Below are 26,994 nucleotides of genomic sequence, written 5' to 3'. Positions count from 1 at the left end.
AAACCGGCACTCCGCACCGCTGGCTGACATCCAGCATTTCGACGCTCTGCGTGATGCATGATATCTCGGGCGTTTTGTCAGACGCCACAGGCAACGCCACCCCATGCTGCCACCGCCACTGAGCGCCAGAACCAAATCCCGGAGGGATTTGAAAAACATCACATGGCGCGTGAGCGCCTCATGTCGGGAGCGCGGCGCCAGCCTTGAGGACGGCGCCCGGGTTCATGATGCCCAACGGATCCAGCGCCGCCTTGATCGCCCGCATCGCCGACAGCTTCGCCGGATCCCCGTAGCGCTCCAGATCCTCGACCTTCAAGCGCCCGATCCCGTGCTCGGCACTGACCGAGCCACCGAACCTATGCGCCAGATCATGCACCCGTCGCTGCAGCTCCGCCCGCTGATTGGCGTGATCCGACGCGCGCGCGCCTGCCAGCGGAAAGACGTTGTAGTGCAGATTTCCGTCGCCCACATGCCCGAAACAGTTGATGCGAAACGCACCTACCTCGGCGATCTCGCCCGTGCCAGCCGCGATAAACGCCGGGATGGCGCCCAGCGGCACCGATACATCGCTGGAGATCACGGCCCCCACGCGCTTGTTTGCCTGCGGAATGTTCTCCCGCACCGCCCAGAACGCATCCGCCTGCTGCCCGCTCTGGGCGATCACCCCGTCCAGTACCAGATCCGCCGCAAGTGCGGCTTCGAAAACGCCTTCAAGCGCGGCTTGCGGATCCAGCCCGTCCACCAGCCCCACCTCGATCAGAACCGACCAGTCCGGTGGCGCTGCAAAGGGCTGGCGCACTTCCGGCATCGTCTCCGCCAGAAACCGCAGCCCCTGACCGCTCAGCAATTCGAACCCGCTGACCATCTCGCCCAACCGCCCCTGCGCCAGCGCCAGCAAAGACAGCGCCGCCGCCGGATCCGGCACCACGAAAACCGCGGTGCCGCGCGCGCTCGGCTGCGGGCTCAGTCTCAATGCAGCCGCGGTGATGATCCCCAGCGTGCCCTCCGAGCCGATCAGCAAATGCCGCAGATCATACCCGGTGTTGTCCTTGCGCAGCCGTTTCAGCCCGTTCCAGATCTGACCGTCCGGCAACACCGCCTCCAGCCCCAGACACAGATCGCGGGTGTTGCCATAGCGCAGCACCGCCGTCCCGCCTGCGTTGGTCGCCAGATTGCCCCCGATCCGCGCCGACCCTTCGGAGGCCAGCGACAGCGGGAATAGCCGCTCCGCCTCTGCTGCTGCCGCCTGCACATCCGCCAGCACCGCGCCGGCCTCACAGATCAGCACGTTTTCCTCGGGGTAGACGGCGCGGATCGCCGTCATCCGCTCCAGCGACAGTAACAGCGGCAAAGGACCCTCGGGCGAGATCTGACCGCCCACCAGCCCGGTCCCCCCACCGTAGGGCACCACGCCGACCCGCGCCGCCCCGGCCAGCCGCACCAGTGTCGCAACCTCCTCGACCCCGCGCGGCAGCGCCACCAGCGTCTCGCGCCCGTGGAACCGCCCGCGCGGCTCCTCCAGATAGCCGGGACCCGCGCGGCGCAGCACATCCTCGGGCAGCTGCGCTCTCAGCGCCTCTTCAAACCCGCTATCCACATCTTTCAGATCCATGCTCCTTGATCCCGCGGCGCGCGCCGGGATGCAAGGGGGCTCTACTCCGCCGCGCTGAGCAGCGCGGGTCGCAGCACCATCACCGTGGGCCGCCCCGGCAACCGGTCCAGGGAAATATCGAGCGACGGCCCGCCCACCTCCACCACCGCAAACTCATCCGACATCCCCGCCAGAAACCGGTCCAGCCCGCTCAGCGAAAACCAATGCATCGGGATCACCACCGAGGACCTCAGCCGCTTCAACACCCGGATCATCGTCGGCAGATCGAGTGTATACCCTCCATCCACGGGCGCCATCACCACATCCAGCCGCCCGAGGGCCGCGTATTGCGCCGGATCAGGCTCGTGATGCAGATGCCCCAGATGCCCCACGCACAGCCCCGCCAGCTCAAACACAAAGATCGAATTGCCCTTCTCCTCGATCCCGGAGAACTGCGACCGAATATCGGTGGAGACATTGCGCACCAGCACCTCACCCAGATCCAGATGATGCGAGATGCCCTGCCCGAACTCCCCCCAGCCCGGCAACACATGCGGGATCGCGGGATCCGGGTTCGCCGTCCAATGGGTGGAATGAGCGTGGTTCATGGTCACCACATCCGGGATCATCGGAGCCGAGCCAGTAAAGCCGGTGTAATCCGTTACCATGTTCAAGCCGCCATGGCTGCGGATGAGAAAGCTGGCGTGGGTGATATAGTGGATGCGTACTGTCTCCGTGGCGACGGGGCCCAGACTGGCGGGCACCACGTAGTCCATGCCTGGCGCAGCCTCCGCCAAAGCGATGCAATGGCTGGGCGTGCGCTCCTGCGCCAGCGCGCCCTGCGCCAGACCCATCACCAGCAGAAATACACGTATCAGCATGCCACCGTCCCCCTCGGACATGACGATAGCGCAAGGCCACAGACTGTCTGCCCCTTTTTTTCCGCCAGCCGCACCAGATCAGCCCCCCTGCCGCAAAAATCGGCACATGCCCCGCAACAGCGGCGCACCGGGCGCATCCCGCGCCAAACGCGGCTTTCGGAGAAAGGCGCAAATATCGTGTGCGGCGCAGCCGCCCCGGTTTGCAAACACCCCAGAACCAGTTTGCAAACTGCTTCACCCGGCGTCGGTCTTGCCCCGCCGGTCACTGCGCAGCGCTGCATACAGCACATGGGTCCGCCAACGCCCGTCAATCTGCAGATAGCTCTGGGCCACCCCTTCGTATTTGAACCCGGACCGCTCCAGCAACCCGCGGGAGGCGGCATTCTCCGGCAGGCAGGCCGCCTCGATCCGGCTCAGATCCAGCTGCGTAAAGGCGTAATGCACCAGCGCCGTGATCGCCTCGCGCATGTAGCCCTGACGGACGAAAGGCGCGCCGGTCCAATACCCCAGTGTTCCCGATTGCGCAGGCCCGCGGCGGATGTTGTCCAGCGTGATCGCCCCCATCAGCACCTCTTCCTTGCGGTGGATCAGAAAGAGCGGCAGGGCCGTCCCGCCCGAGATCGACCGCTGTGCCCAGTAGACCCGGTTGGTAAAGGCCTTGCGTGTCAGATGATCCACCGCCCAGCTGGGCTCCCAGGGGGTCAGCATGCCGCGGCTGCGGGTGCGCAGCCCGGACCACGCCCGAAAATCCGAATGGATCGGCGGGCGCAGGGTCATCCTTTCGGTTTCGATCCGCAGTCTGCGAAACCCGCGTAAGATCACGCCGCCCGTCTCTCCTGCAATTCACCCAAGCTGGGTGCGGCCTCCACCGGACCGTAAAGCGCCAGCGCCGCCGGTGCCGCAGAGGCCATACGCTCGGCAAACTCGCGCACATCCCCGGTCGTCACCGCATCGATCATCGCCACGGTTTCTTCCAGCGCCGGCACCCGGTCCCAGATCTGCACCAGCCGCGCCAGCCGTTCCGCCCGGCTCGACGGGCTCTCCAGCCCCATCAGCAGCCCCGCCTTCATCTGCGCCCGTGCCCGCGCCACTTCCGCCGGGCTCATATCGCCTGCCGCGCGTTTCATCTCGTCGATGGTGATGCGCGCCAGATCGGGCAGTTGCTCGGCACTGGTGCCCGCGTAGATCGTCGTCATGCCGGTATCCGCATAGGCCCCGGCTTGCGCAAAGATCGAATAGCATAGCCCGCGGTTCTCCCGGATCTCCTGAAAGAGCCTGCTCGACATGCTGCCACCCAAAGCGGAGGCGTAGATCTGGGCTGTGTAGATCGCGTCATCACGGTAGCCCGGGCTCTCCAGCGCCAGGGCGAAATGCGCCTGCTCCAGCGCCTTGGTCTGGCGCCGCTCCCCCCCCAGAAAACGCGCGGCATCAACCTCTGCCTGAGGACGTGCCTCCATGCCGCCAAAGAGCGTTTCGGCCAGCTTCACGATCGCATCGTGATCCACCGCCCCGGCGGCAGACAGGATCATCTGACCCGGCCCGTAATGCTGTCCGATGAACCGCTGCAAATCCTTGCGCGAGAAGGCCGCCACCCGCTCTGAGGGCCCCAGAATCGTCCGGCCCATGGGGTGATCGGGATAGGCCTCTTCCTGGACCCAGTCGAAAATCACATCGTCGGGGGTATCCAAGGCCTGGCCGATCTCCTGCAGGATCACGCCGCGCTCCACCTCGATCTCCGCCTGCTCCAACGTCGGGTTCAGCAGGATGTCGGCAATCACATCCATCGCCAGCGGCACATCGTTCTGCAGGACCCGCGCGTAATAAGCGGTCACCTCACGGCTGGTATAGGCGTTGATATAGCCGCCCACATCCTCGATGCTTTCGGCGATCTGCAACGCCGTGCGCCGCGCCGTGCCCTTGAAGGCCATATGTTCGAGGAAATGCGCGATGCCGTTTTGCGCTGGCGCTTCGTGGCGCGCGCCGACGGTCACCCAGACCCCGATGGAGGCCGAGGCGAGCCCGGGCATTTCTTCGGTCACGATGCGAAAGCCGTTCGGCAGGCGATGTTGGTTCACTGTCACGCCGGTATCTGTCCTTTGATATGCGCGATGAGCGCGGCGAGGTCATTGGGCACCCGGCTCACCCGTTCCGACCGTTCATACAGGTCGCCCATGCGCGCAGGCAAGGGGGGGTGCTGACCGCTTGCCTTCTCCACCGCGTCCGGGAACTTTGCGGGGTGCGCCGTGGCGAGCGTGATCATCGGCGTGCCGGTCACGCGCAGTTCTTCGGCGACCTTCACACCGACCGCGGAATGCGGGCACAGCAATTCGCCGCTGCGCGCCAAGGTTTCGGTGATGGTGGCCATGGTTTCCGCCTCGGAGGCGCGGCCTGACAGATAATGCTGCTGCAGCACCTGCATCGCTCCCTGGCTCACCTCGAAGCCGCCTGCCTTCAACTCATCCATCAGCTGCACGATGGCGGGCGCCTCTCGGTCGTAGGCGTCAAAGAGCGCGCGTTCGAAATTGGAGCTGACCTGAATGTCCATGGACGGGCTGATCGAGGGCACCGTGTCCCCCTTGTGATACCCGCGCCCGCTCAGACAGCGATGCAGAATGTCGTTCTGGTTGGTCGCCACCACCAGCTGGTCAATGGGCAACCCCATGCGCTTGGCGATGTAGCCCGCAAAGATGTCCCCGAAATTGCCCGTGGGCACGGTGAAACTGACGGGCCGGTGCGGCGCGCCAAGGGCCACCGCGGCGGAGAAGTAATAGACCACCTGCGCCAGCACCCGGCCCCAGTTGATCGAGTTTACCCCCGCCAAACGCACCCCGTCGCGGAACTCAAAGTCGTTGAACATGTCCTTGAGCCGCGCCTGACAGTCGTCAAAATCACCGTCCATCGCCAGCGCGTGCACGTTGCTCTCGGTGGGTGTCGTCATCTGCCGCCGCTGAACCTCGGATATGCGGCCATGGGGGTAGAGGATGAAGACATCCACATTGTCGAGGCCCCGGAATGCCTCGATCGCCGCCGATCCGGTGTCACCGCTGGTGGCCCCCACGATCGTCACCCGCTCACCCTTGCGCCCCAGAGCGGTCTGGAACATCTGCCCGATGAGCTGCATCGCGAAATCCTTGAACGCCAGTGTCGGCCCGTGAAACAGCTCCAGCAGGAAGTGTCCCTGATCGAGCTGCTTCAAAGGTGCGCGCGCGGCGTGACCAAACCCCGCATAGGCACGCTCGATGATCCCTTCGAACTCCGCGTCGGTGAACACATCGCCCACGAAGGGCCGCATGACGCGATAGGCAATCGCCTCGTAGCTCAGGCCCTCCAGCGCTGCGATCTCCGTCAGGCTCATCTGCGGGATGGTTTCCGGCACATAGAGCCCGCCGTCACGTGCCAAGCCGCTCAGCATCGCTTCTTCGAAATTCAGCACTGGTGCTGTGCCGCGGGTGGAGATGTAGCGCATGGGCTCAGCCCTTGTTGGCCGCGGGTTTGCGGCGCAGGAAAACGGCGGTCATCGCCAGCCAGATGGCCGAGAGCGAGAACCAGGTGATCGCGTATTGCAAATGGTCGTTGGAAATACCAGCGGTGTCGACCGGCCAGGGCGTCACGCCAAGGTCGGTTTCCGGCGTCTCGCGCAGCACGACGAGCACGGGCTGCGTGCCCAGCGTCTCGGCCATCGCGGGCACATCGCGGGCAAACCAGATATTCTCCGCCAGATCGGGGGCCGGGGTAAAGCCATCCGCTTCAATCGGGGAGTCCAGATTACCGGTCAGCGTCACCGGACCGTCCGGCGCGGCAGGCAGCGGGGCGTCATCCCGGATCCAGCCGGTATCAACCAGCACCGGGCCATGGCCGTTGACCTCGAACGGCCGGATGATCCGGTAAACCGCACCGATGGTCTTGCGTGAGGCCAGAACCTGCAGCGGTTGGGCATCGCCGAATTGCCCCGTCAGCCGCACCGGCGCGTAGCGCGGCAGACCGGGGGCGAGTGCAACCGGATCAGCCGCGATCTCCGCCTCGATGCGGGCGAGCAGATCCTCTTTCCACGCCAGCCGCTGCACCTGCCAGATGCCGAGGCTGATCAGGATCGCCGCCCCGCCCAGACCAAAGATTAAAAGGAAGGCCAAGCGCCCCATGAATGCTCCGGTTCACACGAAAAACGCGCGCCACCCTGACGCGCGTTTTCTGTGTTTTAAGCAGGCTTGCGGGATTTGCAAGCGGGCCGCGATCAGCCCGGCACGCCCCACATGTAGACGGCGAAGAACAAGAACAGCCAGACCACATCGACAAAGTGCCAGTACCAGGCCGCCGCCTCGAAGCCTACGTGTTTCTCGGGCGTGAAATGACCCTTCATCGCGCGGAAAAGACAGACCGTCAGAAAGATCGTCCCGATGATCACATGCGCGCCGTGGAAGCCTGTTGCCATGAAGAAGTTGGAGAAGAACTTGTCGCCGCCAAACTCCCAGCCTTTGTAGAGCAGATAGGAATACTCATAGGCTTGCAGCGCGGTGAAGAGCACACCGAGAATGATGGAGATCGCCAGACCCCAGATCAGATCCTTGCGGTTGTTCTCATGCACCAGCGCGTGGTGCGCCCATGTCACAGCACAGCCCGACAAGAGCAGGATCAGCGTGTTGATCAGTGGCAGGTGCAGGGCGTCGACCTGGTAGATCTCCGGCGGGATATACTCGGAGCCCACGTATTCGTTCATCGGATAGATGGCGTGTTTGAAGAAGCTCCAGAACCAAGCGGCAAAGAACATCACTTCCGACATGATGAAGAGGATGAAGCCGTAGCGCAGGCCGATCCGCACCACCGGGGTGTGATCGCCCACCCGGCTTTCGGCCACCACTTCGGCCCACCAGCCGAACATCACGTAGAGCACCGCCGCCAGACCGCCGAGGAACAGGAACGGCGTGATCCCCTGCATCCAGAGCACGGCGCCAAAGAGCATGGCGAACCCGCCAACGGAGCCGAGGAAAGGCCAGATTGAGGGGTTCAGGATGTGGTAGTCGTGGTTTTTCTCATGCGCCATGATGCGTCCTTGCCTTGTCTTGTCAGTTCAGGCCCGTGCCTGAGCTGGTCGCACTGTCCTGCGCCGCGGCATAGTCCTCGGGCAGATCAATTTCGTAGAATGTATAGGAGAGGGTGATGGTGTGTATATACTTTCCGTCCCGGTCCTCGACGATCTCGGGATCGACGTAAAAGGTCACCGGCATCTGCACCCGTTCGCCGGGGGCCAGCACCTGTTCTTCAAAGCAGAAACACTGGATCTTGTTGAAAAAGCCACCCGCCTGATAGGGGGTGACATTGTAGCTGGCAGAGCCTGCGATGGGCCGGTCCGTCGGGTTGTAGGCCTCGTAAAACGCCAGCCCCGTCTCGCCGATGCGAACCTCCATCTCACGCTCCACCGGCTTGAACTCCCACGCCATGCGGTTGTTTAGCGACCCGTCAAAGCGCACGGTGATGGTGTCGTCCAGCACATCATCGGGCGCCACGTCCGACACGCCGGTGACCCCGCCAAAACCGGTAACCCGGCAGAACCAGTCATAAAACGGGACCGAGGCCCAGGCGAGCCCGCCCATCAGCAGGACGAGACCCACGGTCTGCGCCACGGTCTTGCGCGGTCCGGTCAGGGGCATCATCCGCTCAACTCCTCCGCCCGGGGCAATTCGAAATCACCGCTGGTGACTTTGGTGAAGGTCAGCGCCAGCACCAGCGCCACAAAGCCCACCAGCATCAGACCGACGCCGATGTTGCGCCCTTTGCGGCGGCGGTGCAGGTCATGTTCCGTTCGGAAAGTCATCTCACCACCCTCCCAAGCCGTAGGGGCGCAACAGCGCCTCGACCAGAATCGCACCGAAATGCGCAAAGAGATACCACAGCGACAGGCGAAAGAACTTCTTCTCCGTCCGGTAGCCATCCTCGACCGCCGTCGCCTCCGGGCGCCGCCAGATGCGCAGCGCGCCGATCAGAAAGAGCCCGTTGAACACAAGCGCCGTGGCCAGATAGACGGGTCCGCCCACCGCGGTGAACGCCGTGCCCACCGCCAGCACCACCAGCAGAACGGTATAGGCCAGGATATGCGCGCGTGTCACCCGGCGACCGTGGGTCACCGTCAGCATCGGCACGTCGGCGTCGTTGTAGTCGGACTTCATAAAGAGCGCCAAGGCCCAGAAATGGGGCGGCGTCCACATGAAGATCAGCGCAAACATCAGCCAGGCCTCGACCGACATGGACCCGGTCGCGATCACCCAGCCGATCACGGGCGGGAACGCGCCTGCGGCACCGCCAATGACGATGTTCTGCGGCGTGGCGCGTTTGAGCCACATGGAATAGACCACCGCGTAAAAGAAAATGGTAAAGGCCAGCAGCGCCGCCGCCAGCAGGTTCGCCGCCAGCCCCAGCATCATCACCGACAGCCCCGACAGCGCGAGACCCAGGCTCAGCGCCTCGCCTGCGGGCACCCGGCCCGAGGGGATGGGCCGCTTGGCCGTGCGCTGCATCACGCCGTCGATGTCCGCGTCCCACCACATGTTCAGCGCACCGGACGCACCCGCACCGATGGCCACAAAGAGGATGGAGGCAAAGCCAATGACGGGGTGCACGCTGACCGGCGCCGCCAGCAGCCCCACCAGCGCCGTGAACACCACCAGAGACATGACACGCGGTTTCAGCAGCGCGAAGTAATCGCCCAACTGGGTATCGTAGTCCTGGGGGAGAGAGGTATAGCTTGCGTCCGCCATCTCTGTGCCTTGGTTCTGGAAAGGGAGGGGTAGCCCGCGCTACCTCCGCCGGATCAATTGGAAGCGATCACACGGGTCTGGGGGGTGCCTGCGTATTCCGCACGGGCCTCCTCCAGCCAGGCGGCGTAGGCCTCTTCGGAGACGACGCGTACGGTGATCGGCATGTAAGCGTGCGCGATGCCGCAAAGCTCAGAGCACTGACCGAAATAGATGCCTTCCTGCTCCGCCTTGAACCACAGCTCCGCCAGACGACCGGGCACCGCGTCCTGCTTTACGCCAAAGGCCGGGATCGTCCAGGAGTGGATCACGTCGCCGCCGGTCACCTGCATCACCACGGTCTGGTTCACCGGCACCACGACAGAGGTGTCGGTGGCCAGCAGGAACTCAGCCTCGGTATAGCCCGCTTCTTCCAGCTGTGCGATCACCTCGGGTGTCTTTTTGTTCTCGCCGCCGGTCGCGGGCGCGCCGATCATGTAGCTGTCAAAGCCGAAACCCTCGTCCACATACTCATAACCCCAGTACCACTGGTAGCCGGTCACCTTGATGGTCACGTCGGCTTCCGGGATCTCTTGTTGTTTGAACAGGATGGGCAGGGAGAACGCCCCGATGAAAACCAGAATCACGATAGGCACCACGGTCCAGGCAATCTCCACCGGCGTGTGGTGGGTAAAGGACGCGGGCGTCGGGTTCCGCTTGGCATTGTAACGAATGGCCACCCAGGCGATCAGCGCTGTCACGAAGAGTGTGATCACGGTGATGACCACGAGGATCATGCCGTCGAGCCATTGCAAATCGCTCGCCAGTTCCGTCACGGCCGGCTGAAAGCCGATCCCGCCATCAACCGGACGGCCGATGATTTCGAGCGAATCCTGCGCCTGCGCGGCCCCCGCCGCACAGATGGCCGCAAGGCCGGAGAGGGTAAAAATACGTGTCATGTGGTCGTCCTGATCTTGGGATCACCTGGATGTGGACCAGCCCGAGGAAAGGTTGCGCACTGTCTCGGCTGGTTGTCTTCTGACATCTTACAATCATATTCTATACGCAAGATAAAGAGTTGAGCTTGCGTCATAGAGCCGCTGACCCCAGATTCCCACCCCCACCAAAGGACCTGCCCCATGCCCGATGCGCCCTTTCAACCCTTTGAGACGCTGCTGGACCGGCAGACGGCTCTGGATATCCTGCGTGAGGCCACGGCCGGGGCCGATGACGGGGAGCTCTTTCTGGAACGCCGCCGCGCCGAGGCGCTGGTCTATGACGACGGTCGGCTCAAGACCGCCAGCTACGACGCGGCGGAGGGATTCGGATTGCGCGCCGTCCGGGGCGAGGTGGCAGGCTACGCCCATTCCACCGACATCTCCGAGGCCTCCCTGCGCCGCGCGTCCGAGACCGCACGCCTCGCCGTGGGGGACGGTGGCGGGACACTCGCGGATGCGCCCAACCCCACCAACACCCGGCTCTATACGGATGCGGATCCCATCAACAGCGCCGCCTTTCCGGTCAAGATCGACACGCTGCGCGAGATCGACGCCTTTGCCCGCGGGCTCGATGCCCGGGTCGTTCAGGTCTCCGCCCAGATCGCCGCCAGCCTGCAGGAGGTCGAGATCCTGCGCCCCGATGGCCAGTCCCTGCGCGACACCCGTCCCATGACCCGCGTCAACGTCTCCGTGATCGTGGAGCAGGACGGGCGGCGCGAGAGCGGCTCGGCGGGCGGCGGCGGGCGCGTGGGCCTCGACGGTCTGCTGGACCCTGCGGATTGGCAGGCCAAGACCCGCGAGGCGCTGCGCATCGCCACCGTCAATCTCGACGCGGTGCCTGCACCCGCCGGGGTGATGGACGTGGTGCTCGGCCCCGGCTGGCCCGGCATCCTGTTGCACGAAGCCATCGGCCACGGGCTGGAGGGGGATTTCAACCGCAAGGGGTCGTCGGCCTTCGCGGGGCTCATGGGCAGCCGCATCGCCGCCCCCGGGGTTACCGTGCTCGACGATGGGACCATCCCGGACCGCCGCGGCTCACTCACCATCGATGATGAGGGCACGCCCTCGGGCAAGAACACCCTGATCGAGGACGGCATCCTCGTGGGCTATATGCAGGACCGGCAGAACGCGCGCCTCATGGGCGTGGCCCCAACCGGCAACGGTCGTCGCGAAAGCTATGCGCATACGCCGATGCCGCGCATGACCAACACCTACATGCTCGGCGGAGACAGCGAGCCCGGCGACATTCTGGCAGACCTCAAGGACGGCATCTATGCCGTCGGCTTCGGCGGCGGTCAGGTGGACATCACCAATGGCAAGTTCGTCTTCAGCTGCACCGAGGCCTACCGCGTCGAGAACGGCAAGGTGGGCGCCCCGGTCAAGGGCGCGACGCTCATCGGTGACGGTGCCACGGCGCTGCAGCAGATCCGCGGGATCGGCAACGACATGGCCTTGGATCCCGGCATGGGCAACTGCGGCAAGGCGGGCCAGTGGGTGCCGGTGGGCGTGGGCCAGCCCACGCTGATGATCGGCGGGCTGACGGTGGGCGGTTCGGCGGCTTGAGCATCCCGGCCGCTCAACCCAGCGCGGCTGGCGTATCCGGAGCAGTCTTTCCACAAGCCCCCCACAGATCGGTGAGGCGGCGTCATGTCCGGCAGGGATGACACCGCCCCGCCCTCAGGCGCGCAGAACGCACAGATCCTTTCACGACCTGCATCGCGCAAGTTTCGGGTGTTTTCGCCTGCGAACCGTGACCCCGGAGCGCGGCTCAGACCCGGGCCTAAAGAGTGCGATTCGTCCTTTGAGCGGGTTTTTTTGGAGAGGACATTTTTTGCCAATCCGAGCAAAATCCCCGTAATTACTTGATTCAAAGCGAACATACGTCTTCGGCGCGGTTTCCTGTCGATGATTTTTCCAGCCAACTCCCCATAAATAGCGAGGGAATTTGAGCCATTTCGTTCATGGGTTGTTAACCATCTCGGCCTAAATCTATTCCTGCAACGGACGGAGCCGCGGATGACTGATAAGGACCACAATCCTTCTTCCACTCACCCCCCACTCCCACCCACCTCGGAAGATGAACAGTTCTCCCGGCTCCGTCTTTTGCGATCCCGCCGGGTTGGCGTAACGACGTATAAACGACTGCTGACTGAACACGGCACCGCGCAGAACGCGCTGGCCGCGCTACCTGAGGTAGCGCGTGCCGCCGGCGTTCAGGGATACGAAATCTGCCCCGAAGCGGTCGTTCAGGCCGAGTTGAACGCCGCCCGCGCCGCCGGTGCGCGGCTCATCATGGCGGGTGGCCCCGGATACCCCGACCTCCTCGTCGATGTGGAAGACGCCCCGCCCTTTTTGTGGGTGATCGGTGATCCCAGCCTGCTCAGCCGCCCGATGATCTCCCTGGTGGGCGCGCGCAACGCCTCCTCGCTCGGGCTGCGCATGGCAAAGGCGCTCGCCCGCGATCTGGGGGCTGCAGGCTACGTGGTCGTCTCGGGCCTGGCGCGCGGCGTGGATGCCGCAGCCCACGGTGCCGCGCTGGAAACGGGCACCGTCGCGGTGCAGGCAGGCGGCGTCGATGTCATCTACCCCACCGAGAATACCGAGCTGGCGCAGGACATCGCGGCCCGCGGTCTGCGTCTGTCCGAACAGCCCATGGGCCTGAAGCCTGTCGCACGGCATTTCCCCAGCCGAAACCGCATCATCTCCGGTCTGAGTGCCGCCACCGTGGTGGTCGAGGCCGCCGCCAAATCCGGCAGCCTGATCACCGCGCGCGACGCGCTGGATCAGGGTCGCGACGTGCTGGCCGTCCCCGGCAGCCCGATCGACGCGCGTGCTGCCGGGTGCAATCAGCTCATTCGCGACGGCGCGACGCTCATCCGCTCCGCCGAGGACGTGCTGGAGGCGCTGACACCGCTGCACGGATCCGCCCCCGAACTGCCGCTCACCCTGCCGCGCCCGGCACCGCCCGCCCCCCGGCACGGGCTGCGCGATGTGGCGAGCCTGCACCGCAAGATCCTGTCGCGGCTCAGCCCTGCCCCCATGGCCGAAGACCAGCTCATTCGCGATCTCGCCGTCGCTCCCGCCGACGCCGCCCCGGTGCTGCTGGATCTGGAGATGGAGGGCAAAATCGCCCGGCGCTCGGGCGGCCTTTTGTCCCGCGGCTGACCGCTCCCCCGCATCAGACACACCGAGACCGGCGAAAATTCGCCTCCGCAGAGAGCTCGCAAATCGCCCTCTGACCGCGCAAAAACCGCCCGCCACGCGCACCCGCTGCGCCAGCCAGCACCAACCCCGACCGCGGAGCGAAACCGCCACCGCCCGATTGACAAATCGACTTGCGCAGCACATCTGCCAAAGTCATAGACCCCGTAAAGCTTACCCGAAGGTGCCGAGATAAATGCCAGTCGTTGTCGTCGAATCGCCCGCTAAGGCCAAGACAATCAATAAATATCTGGGCAACGACTATACCGTGCTCGCCTCTTACGGCCATGTGCGCGACCTGCCGCCCAAGGACGGCTCGGTCGATCCCGATAATGAATTCGACATGCTGTGGGAGGTCGCCTCCGACAGCAAGAAACACGTCAAGGCCATCGCCGATGCGCTGAAAGACGACAACGCGCTGATCCTCGCGACCGACCCCGACCGCGAGGGCGAGGCGATCAGCTGGCACTTGCAGGAAGCGCTCACCAAACGCAAATCCATCAAGAAGGACACGCCCGTGTCCCGGGTCGTGTTCAACCAGATCACCAAGAAGGCCGTGACCGAGGCGATGGAAAACCCCCGCCAGATCGATATGCCGCTGGTGGAGGCGTATCTCGCCCGCCGCGCGCTCGACTATCTGGTGGGGTTCAACCTCAGCCCGGTGCTCTGGCGCAAGCTACCGGGTGCCAAATCCGCAGGCCGCGTGCAATCGGTCACCCTGCGGCTCATCGTCGAACGCGAGATGGAGATCGAGGCCTTTCGGAACCGCGAATACTGGTCGGTCAAGGCGCTGCTCGCCACGCCCCGCGGTCAGGAGTTCGAAGCGCGGCTCACCGTGCTCGCGGGCAAAAAGCTCGACCGCTTCGACATCGAGAACGCCACCCAGGCGGAGATCGCGGTGCAGGCCGTCGCCTCGCGCGATCTCTCCGTCAAATCGGTGGAAGCCAAACCGGCCAACCGCAACCCCTCCGCCCCCTTCATGACCTCGACCCTGCAGCAGGAGGCCAGCCGCAAGTTCGGCATGGGCGCGCGGCAGACCATGTCCACCGCCCAGCGGCTCTACGAGGCGGGCTACATCACCTACATGCGGACCGACGGCATCGACATGGCCCCCGAGGCCGTGCAGGCCGCGCGCAGCGCAATCGAGACGCTCTACGGCAAGGACTACGTGCCCGGCTCTCCGCGGATGTACAAAAACAAGGCCAAGAACGCGCAGGAGGCCCACGAATGCGTGCGTCCCACCGACATGATGACCAAACCGGAGGATCTGAAGACCTCCGACGCCGATCAGCGCAAGCTCTATGATCTGATCTGGAAGCGCACGCTGGCCTGCCAGATGGAAGCCGCCCGGATGGAGCGCACGACGGTCGATGTGGGCAGCGACGACGGTCAGGTCATGCTGCGTGCCACCGGCCAGGTGGTGCTGTTCGACGGCTTCCTGCGCGTTTACGAGGAGGGCCGCGACGATGTGGTGGAAGATGACGACAAGCGCCTGCCCCAGATCGACACGGGCGACGCCATCCAAAAGCAGGACGCCGCAAAATTCCACGGCGAGTTCAGCAAGGCGGCCGACGACAAGGACGCGGTGGTCGAAGAAGACGCCCCCTCCTCCGGCCGGATGACCAACGCGGGCGCCGTGCTCGACGCAGACCACGCCGTGCTATCGCTGCGCCATTTCACCCAGCCGCCGCCCCGCTACACCGAGGCGACGCTGGTCAAGCGGATGGAAGAGCTCGGCATCGGGCGCCCCTCCACCTATGCCTCCATCGTCACCACGATCCAGGACCGTGAATATGTCCGCAAGGACAAGAACCGCCTGATCCCCGAGGACAAGGGGCGGCTGGTCACCGCGTTTCTGGAAAACTATTTCCGCAAATACATCGGCTATGACTTCACCGCCGATCTCGAAGGCCAGCTCGATGATGTGAGCGCCGGGGACGCGGAATGGAAAGACGTGCTGCGGCGCTTCTGGCGCGATTTCTCCGCCGCCGTGGCCGAGACCGCGGATCTGCGCATCACCGAGGTGCTGGAAAAGATCAACGAGGTGTTGGAGCCGCATCTGTTCCCGCCCAATGAGGACGGCACCGACCCGCGGCTGTGTCCCAACTGCGGCGCAGGCAGGCTGTCCATGCGCACGGCCCGTGCGGGCGGCGCTTTCATCGGCTGCTCGAACTACCCCGAATGCCGTTACACCCGCGCCTTCGGCCCCCCCGGTGAGGAAGACGACAGCGGCATCCCCCCAGAGGGCAAGATGCTGGGCGAGGATGCGGGCGACAAGATCTACGCCTTCAAGGGCCGCTTTGGTCCCTATGTCCAGCGCGGCGAGGTCACCGAAGAGGTCAAGAAACCGCCGCGCCAGTCGATCCCCAAGGACTGGCCGCCCGAAAACGTGGATCTGGCGCAGGCCGTCATGCTGCTGTCGCTGCCGCGCGAGATCGGACCCCACCCCGAGGATGGCGTGCCCGTCTGGGCCAACATCGGCCGCTACGGGCCCTATCTCAAACACGCGGCATCCACATCGGAACGCGGCGGCACCAACGCCAATCTTGAGGGCATCGACGAGGTCTGGACCGTTGGCATGAACCGCGCCGTCCAGCTGCTGGCCGAGAAGGTCGCCAGCCGCAAGGGCCGCGGCGGGGCCGCCAAGACCCTGCGCGATCTGGGTGATCATCCGGAATCCGGTGGCAATATCAGCATCATGGAGGGCAAGTACGGCCCCTACGTGAAGTGGGAAAAGGTCAACGCGACCCTGCCCAAGGACAGCGATCCCGAAAAGCTGACCGTGGCAGAGGCGATCGTGCTGATCGACGAAAAGGCCGCCAAGAAAGGCACCCGCCGCAAGAAGGCACCGACCCGGAAAACAACTGCAAAGAAACCGGCCGCCAAGAAAGCAGCGTCTAAGTCCTAACCGGGCCGCACCGACATCTTGCCACTACCTGGACGTGTGGCCAGTATCCCGTTATCGCAAATCAAGGGATACTTTATGATGAGGCAAGTTATCGCCGGTGCTGTGGCGCTGGTCATCTCCTGTTCGGTCGCCCAGGCTGCGCCGATCAAGCTGGGTGAAACCATCACGGTCGCCCAAAAGTACAAGACCACCGGGCAGTTCGCCTTTGTGCCATCGGCCATCCGGTTCAGCACATACATCGGCACCAGTCCCGCGGGTTCCTGCGCGGACACGCTGGGCTGCTCCCGGGACTGGGCGCTCGATCCCGCCGGATCCGAGACCGGCACAGTGGATTTCACCAGCGGAACACCCGGGTTCGACGCCTTTGTGGCCTCGCTGACCGATGGCAGCGACGACACCTTCTATTTCAGGTACGGAGTCCGCATCAAAAGCCCTGTGGGCACCGAGATCTTTCGGGGGCTCGGCGGCCGTAGCGTCACTGAGATCGGTGCTCTGGGCGGGCCATTGCTGACAGGCGCCAAGGTGGACCTGATCCGGCTGGTCGTCGAGAAGTCGACCGTTGAGGACCTCTCGGACAACCAGACCAATGGCTACATGCTCGACTTCGCCTACAAGCTGGAATTCTTTCAAAACGACGATCCGGTCTCGCCCGTGCCGCTGCCCGCCTCCGCGCTCTTGCTTCTGGGCGGGATGGCCCTGTTGGGCGGGGCCGCGCGCCGCCGACGGTAGCACCGCCGCCCACCGGACCGGACACCCCACCGCACGCCCCGTTCCCGCGGGGCGTGCGTTTTTTCTGCGTCCCGCTGCCACATGGTCTTTTCTGTGCATCACTCACACGGTATACAGTTATATACGAGGGATCAGGTCGGTCTGCGTTTTTTCGCCTCTCTCGCCCGGGGGGACACCAAAAAACGCTGGTGGAAGCAAAGGACACAAGATGAAAAAAGTCTACGGATCCGCGTCCGAGGCGCTCGAAGGTGTGTTGCAAGATGGCATGCTGATCGCCGCCGGTGGCTTCGGGCTCTGCGGCATCCCGGAGCTGCTGTTGCAGGCGATCAAGGACGCAGGCACCAAGGATCTGACCTTTGCCTCCAACAACGCGGGCGTCGATGACTTCGGCATCGGCATCCTGCTGCAGACCAAACAGGTCCGCAAGATGATCAGCTCCTACGTGGGCGAGAACGCGGAATTCATGCGCCAGTACCTCTCGGGCGAGCTGGAGCTGGAATTCAACCCGCAGGGCACGCTGGCTGAACGCATGCGCGCGGGTGGCTGCGGCATCCCCGGCTTCTACACCAAAACGGGCGTGGGCACGGTAATCGCCGAGGGCAAGGAGCACAAGGAGTTCCCCACCGGTCCGGACGGCGCACCCGAGACCTACATCATGGAAACCGGCCTTTTCGCCGACCTCTCCATCGTCAAGGCGTGGAAAGCGGATGAGACGGGCAATCTGGTCTTCCGCAAGACCGCGCGCAATTTCAACCCGCCCGCGGCCATGTGCGGGCGCGTCTGTGTGGCCGAAGTCGAGGAGATCGTGCCGCTTGGCTCGCTCGATCCAGACACGATCCACCTGCCCGGCATCTACGTGAACCGGCTGATCCAGGGCGCGCACGAGAAACGCATCGAACAGCGTACAACGCGGGCGGCCTGAAGGGGGGCTTGGATGGCGGATACCTTCGACACCATCGTTGCAGAGAACAACGCCTTCCGCGATTTCGCGCGCACGCAGGTTTCCATGGTGGTGACCAACCCCAATCTGCCGGACAACCCGATCGTCTACGTGAACCATGCGTTCACCCAGCAATCAGGCTACGCGCGCAGTGCTGCCATCGGGCGCAACTGCCGCTTTCTGCAGGGCGAGGATACCGACAAGGCGTCCGTGGACCTGCTCCGCGCGGCGGTCAAGGAAGGGCGCGGGGCGACGGTCGACATCCTCAACTACCGCGCCAATGGCGAGCCATTCGTCAACCGGCTGGTCATCGCGCCGCTCTGTGACGAAGCAGGGGCGGTACAGTATTTCGTAGGCATCCAGAAAGAGCTGCGTCAGGGCGACCGCGGCACGTCGGTGGAGCAGATCAACGCCCAGCTTGCGGATGTGCAGGACCGGGTCGAAACGGATATGTCAATGATCATCGGCATGATCCGGCACCAGTCCAATGCCACCTCCGTCCCGGCGGAATACGCGGCCCTCAGCCGCCGCATCGAGACACTGCAACTGCTTTACGAGGAAATGACACTGGCCGACCAGCGCCAGGCCCGCGACACCGTCCAGATGGGCAGTTTCCTGTCGCGGCTCTGCTGCGCCATCGGGCATGTCTACGGTCGCCCCGGGCTGCGGATCAACCTGCAGATCGACCCTCTGGAGGTCCCGATCGAGATCGCTTCCCGCGTGGGTCTTGTCGTCTCCGAGCTTCTGACCAATGCCTATCTGCACGCCTTTGACCGCATCGACAGCGGCCTGGTGGAGGTGCGCATGTCCCGGCTCAGCGCGGGCGGGCTGCGCGTGATCATCTCCGACGATGGCGTGGGCATCCCCACCTCCATGGCCTGGCCCAACCCCGCCACCGTGGGCGGGCGCATCGTGGGCGGGCTGATCGAAGGGCTCGAAGGCACGCTGCAGCTCAGCCGCGGCGCGGCTGGCAGTTTCATCACAATCGACGTGCCCGCCGGCGCGTCCCTCACCAAATAGGACCCATATGACGCAGCAAGCCAAGGGCTGGGATCGCAACCGCATGGCGGCGCGGGCCGCCGAAGAACTGGAAGACGGCATGTACGTCAACCTCGGCATCGGCATCCCCACGCTGGTCGCCAACTACGTGGGCGACAAGGACATCACCCTGCAATCCGAAAACGGCATGCTGGGCATGGGTCCCTTCCCGCTCGAAGGGGAGGAAGACGCCGATCTCATCAACGCGGGCAAGCAGACCATCACGGAGCTGCGCCGCACCTCCTATTTTGATTCAGCGACCAGCTTTGGGATGATCCGCGGCGGCAAGATCGCCGCCGCGATCCTCGGCGCCATGGAGGTGGCCGAGAACGGCGATCTGGCCAACTGGATGATCCCCGGCAAGCTGGTCAAGGGCATGGGCGGCGCCATGGATCTGGTGGCAGGCGTCGGCCGCGTCATCGTCGTGATGGATCACACCAACAAACACGGCGACAGCAAGCTGCTCAAGGCCTGCACCCTGCCGCTCACCGGCAAGGGCGTGGTGGACCGGATCATCACCAACCTCGGCGTGCTCGACGTGGTGGAAGGCGGCCTGCGGATCGTCGAATGCGCTGACGGCATCAGCGAGGACGACCTGCGCACCGCCACCGACGCCACGATTGTCTGAGCCCCGGATCACCCGAGACGTCGATGGCTCCAAGGGCCGCTATGTCCTGGTGATGGACGGCTTTGAGGCCGACCTCACCTACTCGATCCTCTCGCCCCAGACCGTGATCGCGGATCACACCGCGGTGCCCGAGGCGCTGCGCGGCACCGGCGCGGGGCTGCGGCTGGTGGAACGGCTGGTGGCAGACGCCCGGGCCGAAGGCTTCCGTATCGTGCCCCTGTGCCCCTTCGTGAACGCGCAGCGACGCCGCCACCCCGACTGGGCCGACGCCTTCAACGTCTGAGGCGCGGCGGGTGCACCGGGCCGGGCCTGCTACCGTCCCGAAAACATCCTAAAATTCTCACTACTTCCGCGGGAACTTTCCCGAAGGGCACCCCCCTTTTGCCCAAATCATGCCGCATTTCTCCGCCCATATGGGGTCACACAGCGATCCTGCCGCGGGTCGACAGCTTCGCACACCCTGTAACGCCAACCTTTGGGAACCCAGCGCATGAACAGACAGATCAAATCCCTCCCCCGCGAAAAAACCACCCCGCTTGCTCTCGACTGGATCATCCTGACCGCCGCCGTTGTCGGCCTCGCCGTGGCTGCCTACCAATCCATCGAAGGCGGCGCGACGGCCCTGACCCACTCGACCGAAGCCTTCATCAGCGAAATCACGGAGACACCTGTTGCGGGCCAGTGAGCCCCACATGAGCAGCCCATGAAACACATCGCTCTCCTCCTCTTCGGCGCGCTGCCGGTGGCCGCAGCAGCCGACGCGCCGCCAGACAGGCAGTCTCCGCCTGCGACGCTGATGGAGGCGGCTGTCCGCACGCCACCGCCTGCCGGGGCCGCGACGGAGCCGGAGAGCAACACAGGCCCCAACTGCCGGATCCGCGTCCGGCGCGGCGCCGAACCGGTGGTCGTGCCCTTCCCCTGCAGCCCTCCCTGACCGCATTTTCCTACAAACGCCTCTTGACATAATATCAGTATATCGCAATATCTCGATTTATGGATATTGACCAAGCCCTCGCCGCCATCGGCAACCCGCAGCGCCGCCAGATCCTGATCTGGCTGAAAGACCGCGCGAATTTCCCCCCCGCCCTGCCCGAACACGCCGATGCCCCGGGTGTGTGCGTCGGCTACATTCAGGACAAGGCGGGGCTCTCGCAGTCGACCATCTCCACCTACATGAAAACGCTGAAGGACGCCGGGCTCGTGCGCGCCGACCGCCACGGTCAGTGGACCTTCTACCAGCGGGAGGAGGCCGCCATTGCCGCCCTGATGCAGGCGTTGGCGGAGGATCTGCAATGACCGACATCGCCCAACCACTCACGCTGCCCGGCGGGGCAACCCTGCGCAACCGGCTGGTGAAATCCGCCATGTCCGAAGCGCTTGCAAACGCCCACGGCAACCCGACCGAGGCGCTTATCGACCTCTATACCCGCTGGGGTGCGGGCGGCGCGGGCCTCCTGATCACCGGCAACACGCCCGTCGACAGGCTGCATCTGGAGCATGCGGGCAACGTGGTGCTGGACGATGCGACCGACCTCGCGGCCATGTCCCGTCTGGCACGCGCAGCACAGGGCGGCGGTGCGCGCGTGCTCACCCAGCTTGCCCACGCGGGACGCCAGGTGCCCGCCGCGATCAACCCCGCGCCGCTCTCGATCTCCGATCAGCCGCTGGATCTGCCGGGCTACGGCACACCGCGCACCGCGCGCGATACGGATCTGGCCGCAGTTGTCGCGCAATTCGTCCGGTCCGCCGAGCTCGCAAAGGCGGCAGGGTTCGATGGCGTCGAGGTGCACGCTGCCCACGGCTACCTGCTGAGCAGCGCGCTGTCGCCGCGGATCAACACCCGCACCGACCGCTGGGGCGGATCGCTCGGCGGTCGCGCGCGCCTCACGCTGGAGGTCGTGCGCGTCGTCCGCGCCGCGGTGCCAGCGCCCTTCATCCTCGCGGTCAAGCTCAACGCCGCTGATTTTCAAAAGGGCGGTTTCGAGCTACCCGACGCCGTCAAGGTCGCCGTGATGCTGGAGGCCGAAGGCGTCGATCTGATCGAGGTCTCGGGCGGCACCTTCGAGGCGCCCACCGCCTACCAGCACAGCAAGCCCAGCACCCGCGCGCGCGAGGCGTATTTTCTCGACTACGCCCAGGCCATCAAATCCGCGCTCGGCATCCCGCTCATGGTCACGGGCGGCTTCCGCTCCCGCCCGGCGATGGACGCAGCCCTGGCTCAGCGGCAAACCGACCTCATCGGCATGGGACGCCCCTTCATCACGGAACCCGGCGTCGCCGCCCGGCTGCTCACCGCCCCCGACGCGCGCGCGCCTGCGCCGGAACAGGGCTTCCCACCGGCGGCCGAGCTGCCCCGCGGTGCCGTGCTCAACTGGTTCTGCAGCCAGCTTGCGCGCGCCGGTCGCCCCGACCCGTCCCTGCCGCTGCTGCAAGGCCACGCGGATTACCTCGCGCGCAGCGACCGCCTGACCCGGCGCCTTCTCGCCGCCCGCGCCGCGGCACCCGCACGCTGCGCCTGACCATCTTCACCCTTTGTCAACAAACCCCGGTGGTCGCCCTGTTAATCCCGCCCGGGACAGACATGGCACCGACGCAATACCGACGTTTTACCGACGTCATACCGACGTGGCTTTCCCCCGCAAAACAGGCGTTAACCGCTGATTCGGCCCGCCGGGCGCTTCCCCCCACCGTGCGTTGCGCCGTTTCGGGGCTGGCGCCCATCGCCTGCCCCTCTATCTTGCGTGTCATGACTGTTCTGCCCGCCTGCTTCACCGACTGGTTCGCCGCCCGCGGGTGGTCCATCCACCCCCACCAGCGACAGATGCTCGACCGGGCGGCAGCCCCCGCCCTCCTGCTCATCGCGCCCACCGGGGGCGGCAAGACGCTGGCCGGTTTCCTGCCAACCCTCGTCGATCTGGCCGAGCATCCCCGCGACGGGCTTCATACGCTCTACATCTCGCCTCTCAAGGCCTTAGCCGCTGATATCAAACGCAATCTCACCACTCCGGTGACCGAGATGAGCCTGCCCATCCGCATCGAGGACCGCACCGGCGACACGCCCGCCAGCCGCAAAAAGCGCCAGCGCGCCGACCCGCCGCACATCCTGTTGACCACGCCCGAAAGCCTCGCGCTGCTCACCTCCTACGAGGACGCGCCGCGCATGTTCAAGGGCCTGCAGCGCGTGGTGGTCGATGAAATCCACGCTCTGGCGGAGAGCAAACGCGGCGATCAGCTGATGCTGGCCCTGGGCCGCCTCCAGCGGCTCTGCCCGGATCTCAAGCGCGTCGGCCTCTCGGCCACGGTGGAGGACCCGCAAGCCATCGCCCACCAGCTCGCGCGCCATCCCGATCCCTGCGAGATCCTCGAGGCGGACCCGGGCCCCGCCCCCGACATCTCCATGCTGCAAACCGCCGAGGCACCGCCGTGGTCGGGGGGCGGTGCGGCCTACGCGATCCCCGCCGTGCTCGACCAGATCCGCCAGCACAAGACCACGCTGATCTTTCACAACACCCGCGCGCAGGCGGAGATTTTCTTTCATAATCTGTGGCTTGCCAATGAAGACAGCCTGCCCGTCGGGATCCACCACGGCTCGCTGGATCGCACACAGCGTGAACGGGTGGAGGCCGCAATGGTACGCGGCGACCTGCGCGCCATCGTCTGTACCGGAAGCCTCGATCTGGGCATCGACTGGGGCGATGTGGACCTCGTCATCCAGATCGGCGCGCCCAAGAACGTCAAGCGGCTCGTGCAGCGGATCGGGCGCGCCAACCACCGCTACAATGCGCCGTCCAAGGCGCTTCTGGTGCCCGCCAACCGCTTTGAAGTGGTCGAATGCGTGGCCGCGCTGGATGCTGTCCGCGAGGGCACCCTCGACGGCGACCCGCGCGGCCGCGGCCCCCGCGACGTGTTCTGCCAACACATGCTGATCACCGCCGCCGCCGGCCCCTTCGACGCGGGCGATCTCTACGCCGAAGTCACCACCGTCGGTGCCTACGCCGCCCTGACCCGGGCGGAATTCGACGCCTGTCTCGACTTCTGCGCGACCGGTGGCTACGCCCTGCGCGCCTATGATCATTGGCAGCGTCTGCAACAGCGCCCCGACGGCCAGTGGCAGCTGCGCGATCCCCGGGCCGCCCGGCAAATTCGTATGAATATCGGGACGATACAGGACACCGATACCCTAAAGGTGCGGCTGCGGCGCGCGCGCGGCGGCAAGCCTCTGGGCGAGATCGAGGAGGGCTTCGCCGCCACCCTGACCCCCGGCGATACCTTCCTCATCGGCGGCCAGATCGTGCGCTACGAGGGCCTGCGCGAGATGACGGTGGAGGTCAGCCGCAATGCCGCCAAGAAGCCCAAGGTGGCCACCTTCATGGGCACCAAATTCGCCACTTCGACCCAGCTGTCAGCCCGGGTGGTGGAGATGTTCCAGCAAGACAGCTGGCCCGACCTGCCCGATCACACCGCCCAGTGGCTGGCGCTGCAGCGCGAGGTCAGCCAACTGCCCCGCCCCGGGCGCCTGCTCATCGAGAGCTTTCCCCATGACGGGCGCGAGCAGACGGTCATCTACGGTTTTGCCGGGCGCAACGGCCAGCAGACGCTGGGCCTCCTGCTCTCCAAGCGGATGGAAGAGATGGGGCTCAATCCAATGGGCTTCGTCGCGACCGACTACGCCACGCTGATCTGGGGGCTCGACCCCTTGGAAAATCCCGCACCACTCTTTGATATCAAGGCCTTGCAGGACGGGTTGGAAACATGGCTCGCGGGTAACGCCGTGATGAAGCGCACCTTCCGCGCCAGCGCCACCATCGCCGGTCTCATCCAGCGCAACACGCCCTCGGCGCGCAAGTCAGGACGGCAGGCAACGTTCAGTTCAGACATTCTTTACGATACGCTGCATAAATATGATCCCGAGCACTTGCTCTTGGACATCACCCGCGAGGAAGCGTTGCGCGGTCTGGTGGATTTCGGCCGGATTGAGGAGATGGCAACCCGCATCGACGGTCGCATCGACCATCTGGTCCTGTCCCGGGTGACGCCGCTGGCCGCCCCTCTCTTTCTGGAAGCGGGTCGCGTCCCCGTCAAAGGGCTGGCGGAGGAGAAGCTGCTGGCCGAAGAGGCCGCGCGCCTCATGGAAACGGCGGGCATCGCCAACCTGCCCGCCCCTAAACCCCAGTGGCGGGTGGGCTACTGACCCCTTGCGCAGCGCCCGAGGATGCGCGATGAACAAAGCATGAACCATCATGCCTTCACCTTCTCCGGGGCGGACCTGCGGGCGCTCGGCTCCGGCGCGCTCTGGTGGCCGGATCAGGCGCTGCTTTGCGTCTCCGATCTGCACTTGGGCAAATCCGAACGGGTCGCACGCCGCAGCGGACAATCGCTGCCACCCTACGAGACCCGCGACACGCTCACCCGGCTCGCCGCCGATCTGGAGCGCACGGGCGCGCGCGCGGTGATCTGTCTGGGCGACAGTTTCGATGACGCGGGCGCCGCCGCAAGCCTGCCCGGTGAAGACCGCGCCGCGATCGCAGCGCTGCAGGCCGGACGCCGCTGGATCTGGATCGCGGGAAACCACGACCCCGCTCCGGTGGACTTCGGCGGTGAACAGCGCGGCGATGTGGTGCTCGGCCCGCTCATCTTCCGCCACATCGCGACCGCGGATGGCACGGGCGAAGTGTCGGGCCACTACCACCCCAAGGCAGACGTCCAGGCCCGTGGGCGGCGCATCAGCCGCCCCGCTTTCCTTTTAGATATCAATAGGTTGATCCTCCCCGCCTACGGCACTTACACCGGCGGGCTCCACAGCCACAGCGACGCGCTGCGCGGCCTCATGGCCCCCTCGGCCATCGCCATTCTGACCGGCCCGGTGCCCACCTGCGTGCCCATGCCACGATGATGGATCCTCGCAACCGCCGCAGGATCGAGACGAGCTTTGCCGCCCAGGCGATGATGACGACCCTCGGCGCACGCCTCACCCATATTGCCGAGGGCGAGGTCTGGATCACCGCCCCCATCCTGCCAGGGTCAAAACAGCAGCAAGGCTTCGGACACGCGGGGCTGACCTTCTCCATCGGCGACAGCGCGGCGGGCTATGCCGCCCTCAGCCTGCTGCCGCTCGACAGCGAAGTGGTCACCGCCGAGATCAAGATCAACCTGCTGGCGCCCGCCACAGGCGATCAGCTGCGCGCCACCGGTTGCGTGATCAAACCCGGCAGGCGGTTGGTGGTCGTCACCAGCGAGGTCCACGCGATCACCGACGACACCGAAACCCTCATCGCCATTCTCCAGGGCACGATGGTGCCCGTCCCAAGCGCGTAACTCCTACCCGGCCTTCACCGCCCGCGCCGCCCGGCTGCAAGGCCGGGCAGCCCTCGATCCCCCTCGACGGGGGTGAGAGGGCTTCTCCCCGTGCCGGCCACCAAAGCACTGACCATAAAAGAAAACTCAGGCCGTCAACCCCTCCGGCTCCGCCACCCCATTGGCGCGGCAACAGGCGGTCACCGTATTGGCCAGCAGGCAGGCGATGGTCATCGGCCCGACGCCGCCCGGCACCGGCGTGATCGCCCCCGCCACCGCAGCACAGCTGTCATAGTCCACATCGCCGACCAGCCGGGTCTTGCCCTCGCCCCGCTCCGGCGCATCAAGCCGGTTGATGCCCACGTCAATCACCGTCGCCCCGGGTTTGATCCAGTCGCCCGGCACCATCTCGGGCCGCCCCACGGCGGCCACAACGATATCCGCCCGGCGCACAACCTCCGCCAGATCCTTGGTCCGGCTATGCGCAATCGTCACCGTACAGCTGTCGCCCAGCAGCAACTGCGCCATCGGCTTGCCCACGATGTTCGACCGCCCGATCACCACCGCATCCAGACCCGACAGGCTGTCGTGATGGTTGCGCAGCATCATCAGACACCCCAGCGGCGTACAGGGCACCATAGACTTCTGCCCGGTCCCCAAAAGCCCTACGTTGGAGATATGAAACCCGTCCACATCCTTGGCCGGATCAATCGAGTTGATCACCAGATCCTCATCCAGATGCCCCGGCAGCGGCAGTTGCACCAGAATACCGTGGATCTCGGGATCCTTGTTCAACCCGTCAATCACTGCCAGCAGATCCGCCTCGGACGTATCCGCCTCCAGCCGGTGCTCGACGGATTTCATCCCGACCTCAACGGTCTGCTTGCCCTTGGAACGCACGTAGACCTGACTTGCCGGATCCTCTCCAACCAGCACCACGGCCAGCCCCGGGGTGATCCCATGCGCCTCTTTCAACTGCGTCACATGCTCGGCGACCTGCGCGCGTACTGTGGCGGCAAAGGCTTTCCCGTCGATGATGGTGGCGGACATGCTGTCTTTCC

27 protein-coding genes are annotated in these 26,994 nt (G+C 65.2%); 15 read left to right on the top strand and 12 right to left on the bottom strand.

Features of this window, described 5'->3' with window-relative positions:
- Positions 1 to 178 precede the first annotated feature (178 nt).
- The 11 genes from Q1A53_RS04615 to coxB all read right to left on the bottom strand — a co-directional run bounded on the left by Q1A53_RS04615 (position 179) and on the right by coxB (position 10,156).
- Positions 179 to 1,612, bottom strand: a complete 1,434-nt coding sequence (locus tag Q1A53_RS04615) for an FAD-binding oxidoreductase (protein WP_299963410.1) — start codon at positions 1,610 to 1,612, stop codon at positions 179 to 181.
- Positions 1,613 to 1,653: 41 nt separating this feature from the next.
- Entirely contained in the window at positions 1,654 to 2,472 is an 819-nt protein-coding gene (locus Q1A53_RS04610) for an MBL fold metallo-hydrolase (protein ID WP_299963408.1), read from the bottom strand.
- A gap of 234 nt (positions 2,473 to 2,706) precedes the next feature.
- On the bottom strand, positions 2,707 to 3,291 hold the full coding sequence (locus tag Q1A53_RS04605; protein ID WP_299964435.1) for a GNAT family protein: 585 nt from the start codon (positions 3,289 to 3,291) through the stop codon (positions 2,707 to 2,709).
- Complete coding sequence (locus tag Q1A53_RS04600) at positions 3,291 to 4,553, bottom strand: pitrilysin family protein (protein WP_299963406.1); 1,263 nt, start codon at positions 4,551 to 4,553, stop codon at positions 3,291 to 3,293. Before Q1A53_RS04600 ends, Q1A53_RS04605 begins: the two co-directional genes overlap by 1 nt.
- Complete coding sequence (thrC, locus tag Q1A53_RS04595; protein WP_299963403.1) at positions 4,550 to 5,938, bottom strand: threonine synthase; 1,389 nt, start codon at positions 5,936 to 5,938, stop codon at positions 4,550 to 4,552. The genes Q1A53_RS04600 and thrC overlap by 4 nt, the downstream gene beginning before the upstream one ends.
- A gap of 4 nt (positions 5,939 to 5,942) precedes the next feature.
- Complete coding sequence (locus Q1A53_RS04590; protein ID WP_299963401.1) at positions 5,943 to 6,611, bottom strand: SURF1 family protein; 669 nt, start codon at positions 6,609 to 6,611, stop codon at positions 5,943 to 5,945.
- 92 nt (positions 6,612 to 6,703) lie between these two features.
- Positions 6,704 to 7,510, bottom strand: a complete 807-nt coding sequence (locus tag Q1A53_RS04585) for a cytochrome c oxidase subunit 3 (protein WP_299963399.1) — start codon at positions 7,508 to 7,510, stop codon at positions 6,704 to 6,706.
- Between the two features lie 22 nt (positions 7,511 to 7,532).
- Positions 7,533 to 8,117 carry a cytochrome c oxidase assembly protein gene (locus Q1A53_RS04580; RefSeq protein ID WP_299964433.1) on the bottom strand — a complete coding sequence of 195 codons (585 nt, stop codon included), beginning with the start codon at positions 8,115 to 8,117 and terminating at the stop codon, positions 7,533 to 7,535.
- The gene (locus Q1A53_RS04575) at positions 8,117 to 8,281 is read right to left on the bottom strand and encodes a cytochrome C oxidase assembly protein (protein WP_299963396.1); all 165 of its coding nucleotides are present in this window, start codon (positions 8,279 to 8,281) and stop codon (positions 8,117 to 8,119) included. Before Q1A53_RS04575 ends, Q1A53_RS04580 begins: the two co-directional genes overlap by 1 nt.
- Position 8,282: 1 nt before the next feature.
- Entirely contained in the window at positions 8,283 to 9,221 is a 939-nt protein-coding gene (gene cyoE, locus Q1A53_RS04570; RefSeq protein ID WP_299963394.1) for a heme o synthase, read from the bottom strand.
- Between the two features lie 53 nt (positions 9,222 to 9,274).
- Positions 9,275 to 10,156, bottom strand: coding sequence for a cytochrome c oxidase subunit II (gene coxB, locus Q1A53_RS04565; protein ID WP_299963392.1), 882 nt, complete (start codon positions 10,154 to 10,156; stop codon positions 9,275 to 9,277).
- 180 nt (positions 10,157 to 10,336) lie between these two features.
- On the opposite strand from coxB, the gene tldD reads away from it, so the two are divergent.
- The 15 genes from tldD to Q1A53_RS04490 all read left to right on the top strand — a co-directional run bounded on the left by tldD (position 10,337) and on the right by Q1A53_RS04490 (position 25,954).
- Complete coding sequence (tldD, locus tag Q1A53_RS04560; protein ID WP_299963390.1) at positions 10,337 to 11,758, top strand: metalloprotease TldD; 1,422 nt, start codon at positions 10,337 to 10,339, stop codon at positions 11,756 to 11,758.
- A 453-nt stretch (positions 11,759 to 12,211) separates the two neighbouring features.
- Positions 12,212 to 13,360 (top strand): DNA-processing protein DprA, encoded by a 1,149-nt coding sequence (gene dprA, locus Q1A53_RS04555; protein ID WP_299963388.1) that lies wholly within the window; start codon positions 12,212 to 12,214, stop codon positions 13,358 to 13,360.
- 232 nt (positions 13,361 to 13,592) lie between these two features.
- Positions 13,593 to 16,304, top strand: a complete 2,712-nt coding sequence (topA, locus tag Q1A53_RS04550) for a type I DNA topoisomerase (protein WP_299963386.1) — start codon at positions 13,593 to 13,595, stop codon at positions 16,302 to 16,304.
- Positions 16,305 to 16,382: 78 nt separating this feature from the next.
- A complete protein-coding gene (locus Q1A53_RS04545) occupies positions 16,383 to 17,033 on the top strand; it encodes a hypothetical protein (RefSeq protein WP_299963384.1) in 651 nt (216 codons plus the stop codon).
- Between the two features lie 208 nt (positions 17,034 to 17,241).
- Positions 17,242 to 17,955: a CoA transferase subunit A gene (locus tag Q1A53_RS04540; RefSeq protein WP_299963382.1), complete on the top strand. Its 714-nt coding sequence runs from the start codon at positions 17,242 to 17,244 to the stop codon at positions 17,953 to 17,955.
- 12 nt (positions 17,956 to 17,967) lie between these two features.
- Positions 17,968 to 18,993, top strand: coding sequence for a PAS domain-containing protein (locus Q1A53_RS04535; protein WP_299963380.1), 1,026 nt, complete (start codon positions 17,968 to 17,970; stop codon positions 18,991 to 18,993).
- Positions 18,994 to 19,000: 7 nt separating this feature from the next.
- Positions 19,001 to 19,639 (top strand): 3-oxoacid CoA-transferase subunit B, encoded by a 639-nt coding sequence (locus Q1A53_RS04530; protein WP_299963378.1) that lies wholly within the window; start codon positions 19,001 to 19,003, stop codon positions 19,637 to 19,639.
- Positions 19,632 to 19,922: a GNAT family N-acetyltransferase gene (locus Q1A53_RS04525; protein WP_299963376.1), complete on the top strand. Its 291-nt coding sequence runs from the start codon at positions 19,632 to 19,634 to the stop codon at positions 19,920 to 19,922. The genes Q1A53_RS04530 and Q1A53_RS04525 overlap by 8 nt, the downstream gene beginning before the upstream one ends.
- 207 nt (positions 19,923 to 20,129) lie before the next feature.
- A complete protein-coding gene (locus Q1A53_RS04520; protein WP_299963374.1) occupies positions 20,130 to 20,324 on the top strand; it encodes a hypothetical protein in 195 nt (64 codons plus the stop codon).
- Between the two features lie 18 nt (positions 20,325 to 20,342).
- Positions 20,343 to 20,573 carry a hypothetical protein gene (locus Q1A53_RS04515; protein WP_299963373.1) on the top strand — a complete coding sequence of 77 codons (231 nt, stop codon included), beginning with the start codon at positions 20,343 to 20,345 and terminating at the stop codon, positions 20,571 to 20,573.
- Positions 20,574 to 20,632: 59 nt separating this feature from the next.
- Positions 20,633 to 20,935, top strand: a complete 303-nt coding sequence (locus Q1A53_RS04510; protein WP_299963371.1) for a metalloregulator ArsR/SmtB family transcription factor — start codon at positions 20,633 to 20,635, stop codon at positions 20,933 to 20,935.
- The gene (locus tag Q1A53_RS04505; protein ID WP_299963369.1) at positions 20,932 to 22,158 is read left to right on the top strand and encodes an oxidoreductase; all 1,227 of its coding nucleotides are present in this window, start codon (positions 20,932 to 20,934) and stop codon (positions 22,156 to 22,158) included. Before Q1A53_RS04510 ends, Q1A53_RS04505 begins: the two co-directional genes overlap by 4 nt.
- A gap of 227 nt (positions 22,159 to 22,385) precedes the next feature.
- A complete protein-coding gene (locus Q1A53_RS04500) occupies positions 22,386 to 24,830 on the top strand; it encodes a ligase-associated DNA damage response DEXH box helicase (protein ID WP_299963367.1) in 2,445 nt (814 codons plus the stop codon).
- Between the two features lie 39 nt (positions 24,831 to 24,869).
- Positions 24,870 to 25,532, top strand: coding sequence for a ligase-associated DNA damage response endonuclease PdeM (pdeM, locus tag Q1A53_RS04495; protein ID WP_299963364.1), 663 nt, complete (start codon positions 24,870 to 24,872; stop codon positions 25,530 to 25,532).
- Positions 25,532 to 25,954, top strand: coding sequence for a PaaI family thioesterase (locus Q1A53_RS04490; protein ID WP_299963362.1), 423 nt, complete (start codon positions 25,532 to 25,534; stop codon positions 25,952 to 25,954). Before pdeM ends, Q1A53_RS04490 begins: the two co-directional genes overlap by 1 nt.
- A gap of 126 nt (positions 25,955 to 26,080) precedes the next feature.
- Here Q1A53_RS04490 and folD read toward each other — a convergent pair whose 3' ends face one another.
- Positions 26,081 to 26,983: a bifunctional methylenetetrahydrofolate dehydrogenase/methenyltetrahydrofolate cyclohydrolase FolD gene (gene folD / locus Q1A53_RS04485; RefSeq protein WP_299963360.1), complete on the bottom strand. Its 903-nt coding sequence runs from the start codon at positions 26,981 to 26,983 to the stop codon at positions 26,081 to 26,083.
- Positions 26,984 to 26,994: the final 11 nt, after the last annotated feature.

The sequence above is a fragment of the uncultured Roseobacter sp. genome (assembly GCF_947496515.1).
Taxonomy (GTDB): domain Bacteria; phylum Pseudomonadota; class Alphaproteobacteria; order Rhodobacterales; family Rhodobacteraceae; genus Roseobacter.
Note: the sequence above shows the minus strand (reverse complement) of the source record. Positions and strands in the feature narration are given on the sequence as shown.

Excerpts from the sequence above, each read along its gene's own strand:
- Q1A53_RS04615 (WP_299963410.1), bottom strand. The coding sequence starts at position 1,612 with ATGGATCTGAAAGATGTGGATAGCGGGTTTGAAGAGGCGCTGAGAGCG.
- Q1A53_RS04610 (WP_299963408.1), bottom strand. The coding sequence starts at position 2,472 with ATGCTGATACGTGTATTTCTGCTGGTGATGGGTCTGGCGCAGGGCGCG.
- thrC (WP_299963403.1), bottom strand. The coding sequence starts at position 5,938 with ATGCGCTACATCTCCACCCGCGGCACAGCACCAGTGCTGAATTTCGAA.
- Q1A53_RS04590 (WP_299963401.1), bottom strand. The coding sequence starts at position 6,611 with ATGGGGCGCTTGGCCTTCCTTTTAATCTTTGGTCTGGGCGGGGCGGCG.
- Q1A53_RS04585 (WP_299963399.1), bottom strand. The coding sequence starts at position 7,510 with ATGGCGCATGAGAAAAACCACGACTACCACATCCTGAACCCCTCAATC.
- Q1A53_RS04580 (WP_299964433.1), bottom strand. The coding sequence starts at position 8,117 with ATGCCCCTGACCGGACCGCGCAAGACCGTGGCGCAGACCGTGGGTCTC.
- Q1A53_RS04575 (WP_299963396.1), bottom strand. The coding sequence starts at position 8,281 with ATGACTTTCCGAACGGAACATGACCTGCACCGCCGCCGCAAAGGGCGC.
- cyoE (WP_299963394.1), bottom strand. The coding sequence starts at position 9,221 with ATGGCGGACGCAAGCTATACCTCTCTCCCCCAGGACTACGATACCCAG.
- coxB (WP_299963392.1), bottom strand. The coding sequence starts at position 10,156 with ATGACACGTATTTTTACCCTCTCCGGCCTTGCGGCCATCTGTGCGGCG.
- tldD (WP_299963390.1), top strand. The coding sequence starts at position 10,337 with ATGCCCGATGCGCCCTTTCAACCCTTTGAGACGCTGCTGGACCGGCAG.
- dprA (WP_299963388.1), top strand. The coding sequence starts at position 12,212 with ATGACTGATAAGGACCACAATCCTTCTTCCACTCACCCCCCACTCCCA.
- topA (WP_299963386.1), top strand. The coding sequence starts at position 13,593 with ATGCCAGTCGTTGTCGTCGAATCGCCCGCTAAGGCCAAGACAATCAAT.
- Q1A53_RS04545 (WP_299963384.1), top strand. The coding sequence starts at position 16,383 with ATGAGGCAAGTTATCGCCGGTGCTGTGGCGCTGGTCATCTCCTGTTCG.
- Q1A53_RS04540 (WP_299963382.1), top strand. The coding sequence starts at position 17,242 with ATGAAAAAAGTCTACGGATCCGCGTCCGAGGCGCTCGAAGGTGTGTTG.
- Q1A53_RS04535 (WP_299963380.1), top strand. The coding sequence starts at position 17,968 with ATGGCGGATACCTTCGACACCATCGTTGCAGAGAACAACGCCTTCCGC.
- Q1A53_RS04530 (WP_299963378.1), top strand. The coding sequence starts at position 19,001 with ATGACGCAGCAAGCCAAGGGCTGGGATCGCAACCGCATGGCGGCGCGG.
- Q1A53_RS04520 (WP_299963374.1), top strand. The coding sequence starts at position 20,130 with ATGAACAGACAGATCAAATCCCTCCCCCGCGAAAAAACCACCCCGCTT.
- Q1A53_RS04515 (WP_299963373.1), top strand. The coding sequence starts at position 20,343 with ATGAAACACATCGCTCTCCTCCTCTTCGGCGCGCTGCCGGTGGCCGCA.
- Q1A53_RS04510 (WP_299963371.1), top strand. The coding sequence starts at position 20,633 with ATGGATATTGACCAAGCCCTCGCCGCCATCGGCAACCCGCAGCGCCGC.
- Q1A53_RS04505 (WP_299963369.1), top strand. The coding sequence starts at position 20,932 with ATGACCGACATCGCCCAACCACTCACGCTGCCCGGCGGGGCAACCCTG.
- Q1A53_RS04500 (WP_299963367.1), top strand. The coding sequence starts at position 22,386 with ATGACTGTTCTGCCCGCCTGCTTCACCGACTGGTTCGCCGCCCGCGGG.
- pdeM (WP_299963364.1), top strand. The coding sequence starts at position 24,870 with ATGAACCATCATGCCTTCACCTTCTCCGGGGCGGACCTGCGGGCGCTC.
- Q1A53_RS04490 (WP_299963362.1), top strand. The coding sequence starts at position 25,532 with ATGGATCCTCGCAACCGCCGCAGGATCGAGACGAGCTTTGCCGCCCAG.
- folD (WP_299963360.1), bottom strand. The coding sequence starts at position 26,983 with ATGTCCGCCACCATCATCGACGGGAAAGCCTTTGCCGCCACAGTACGC.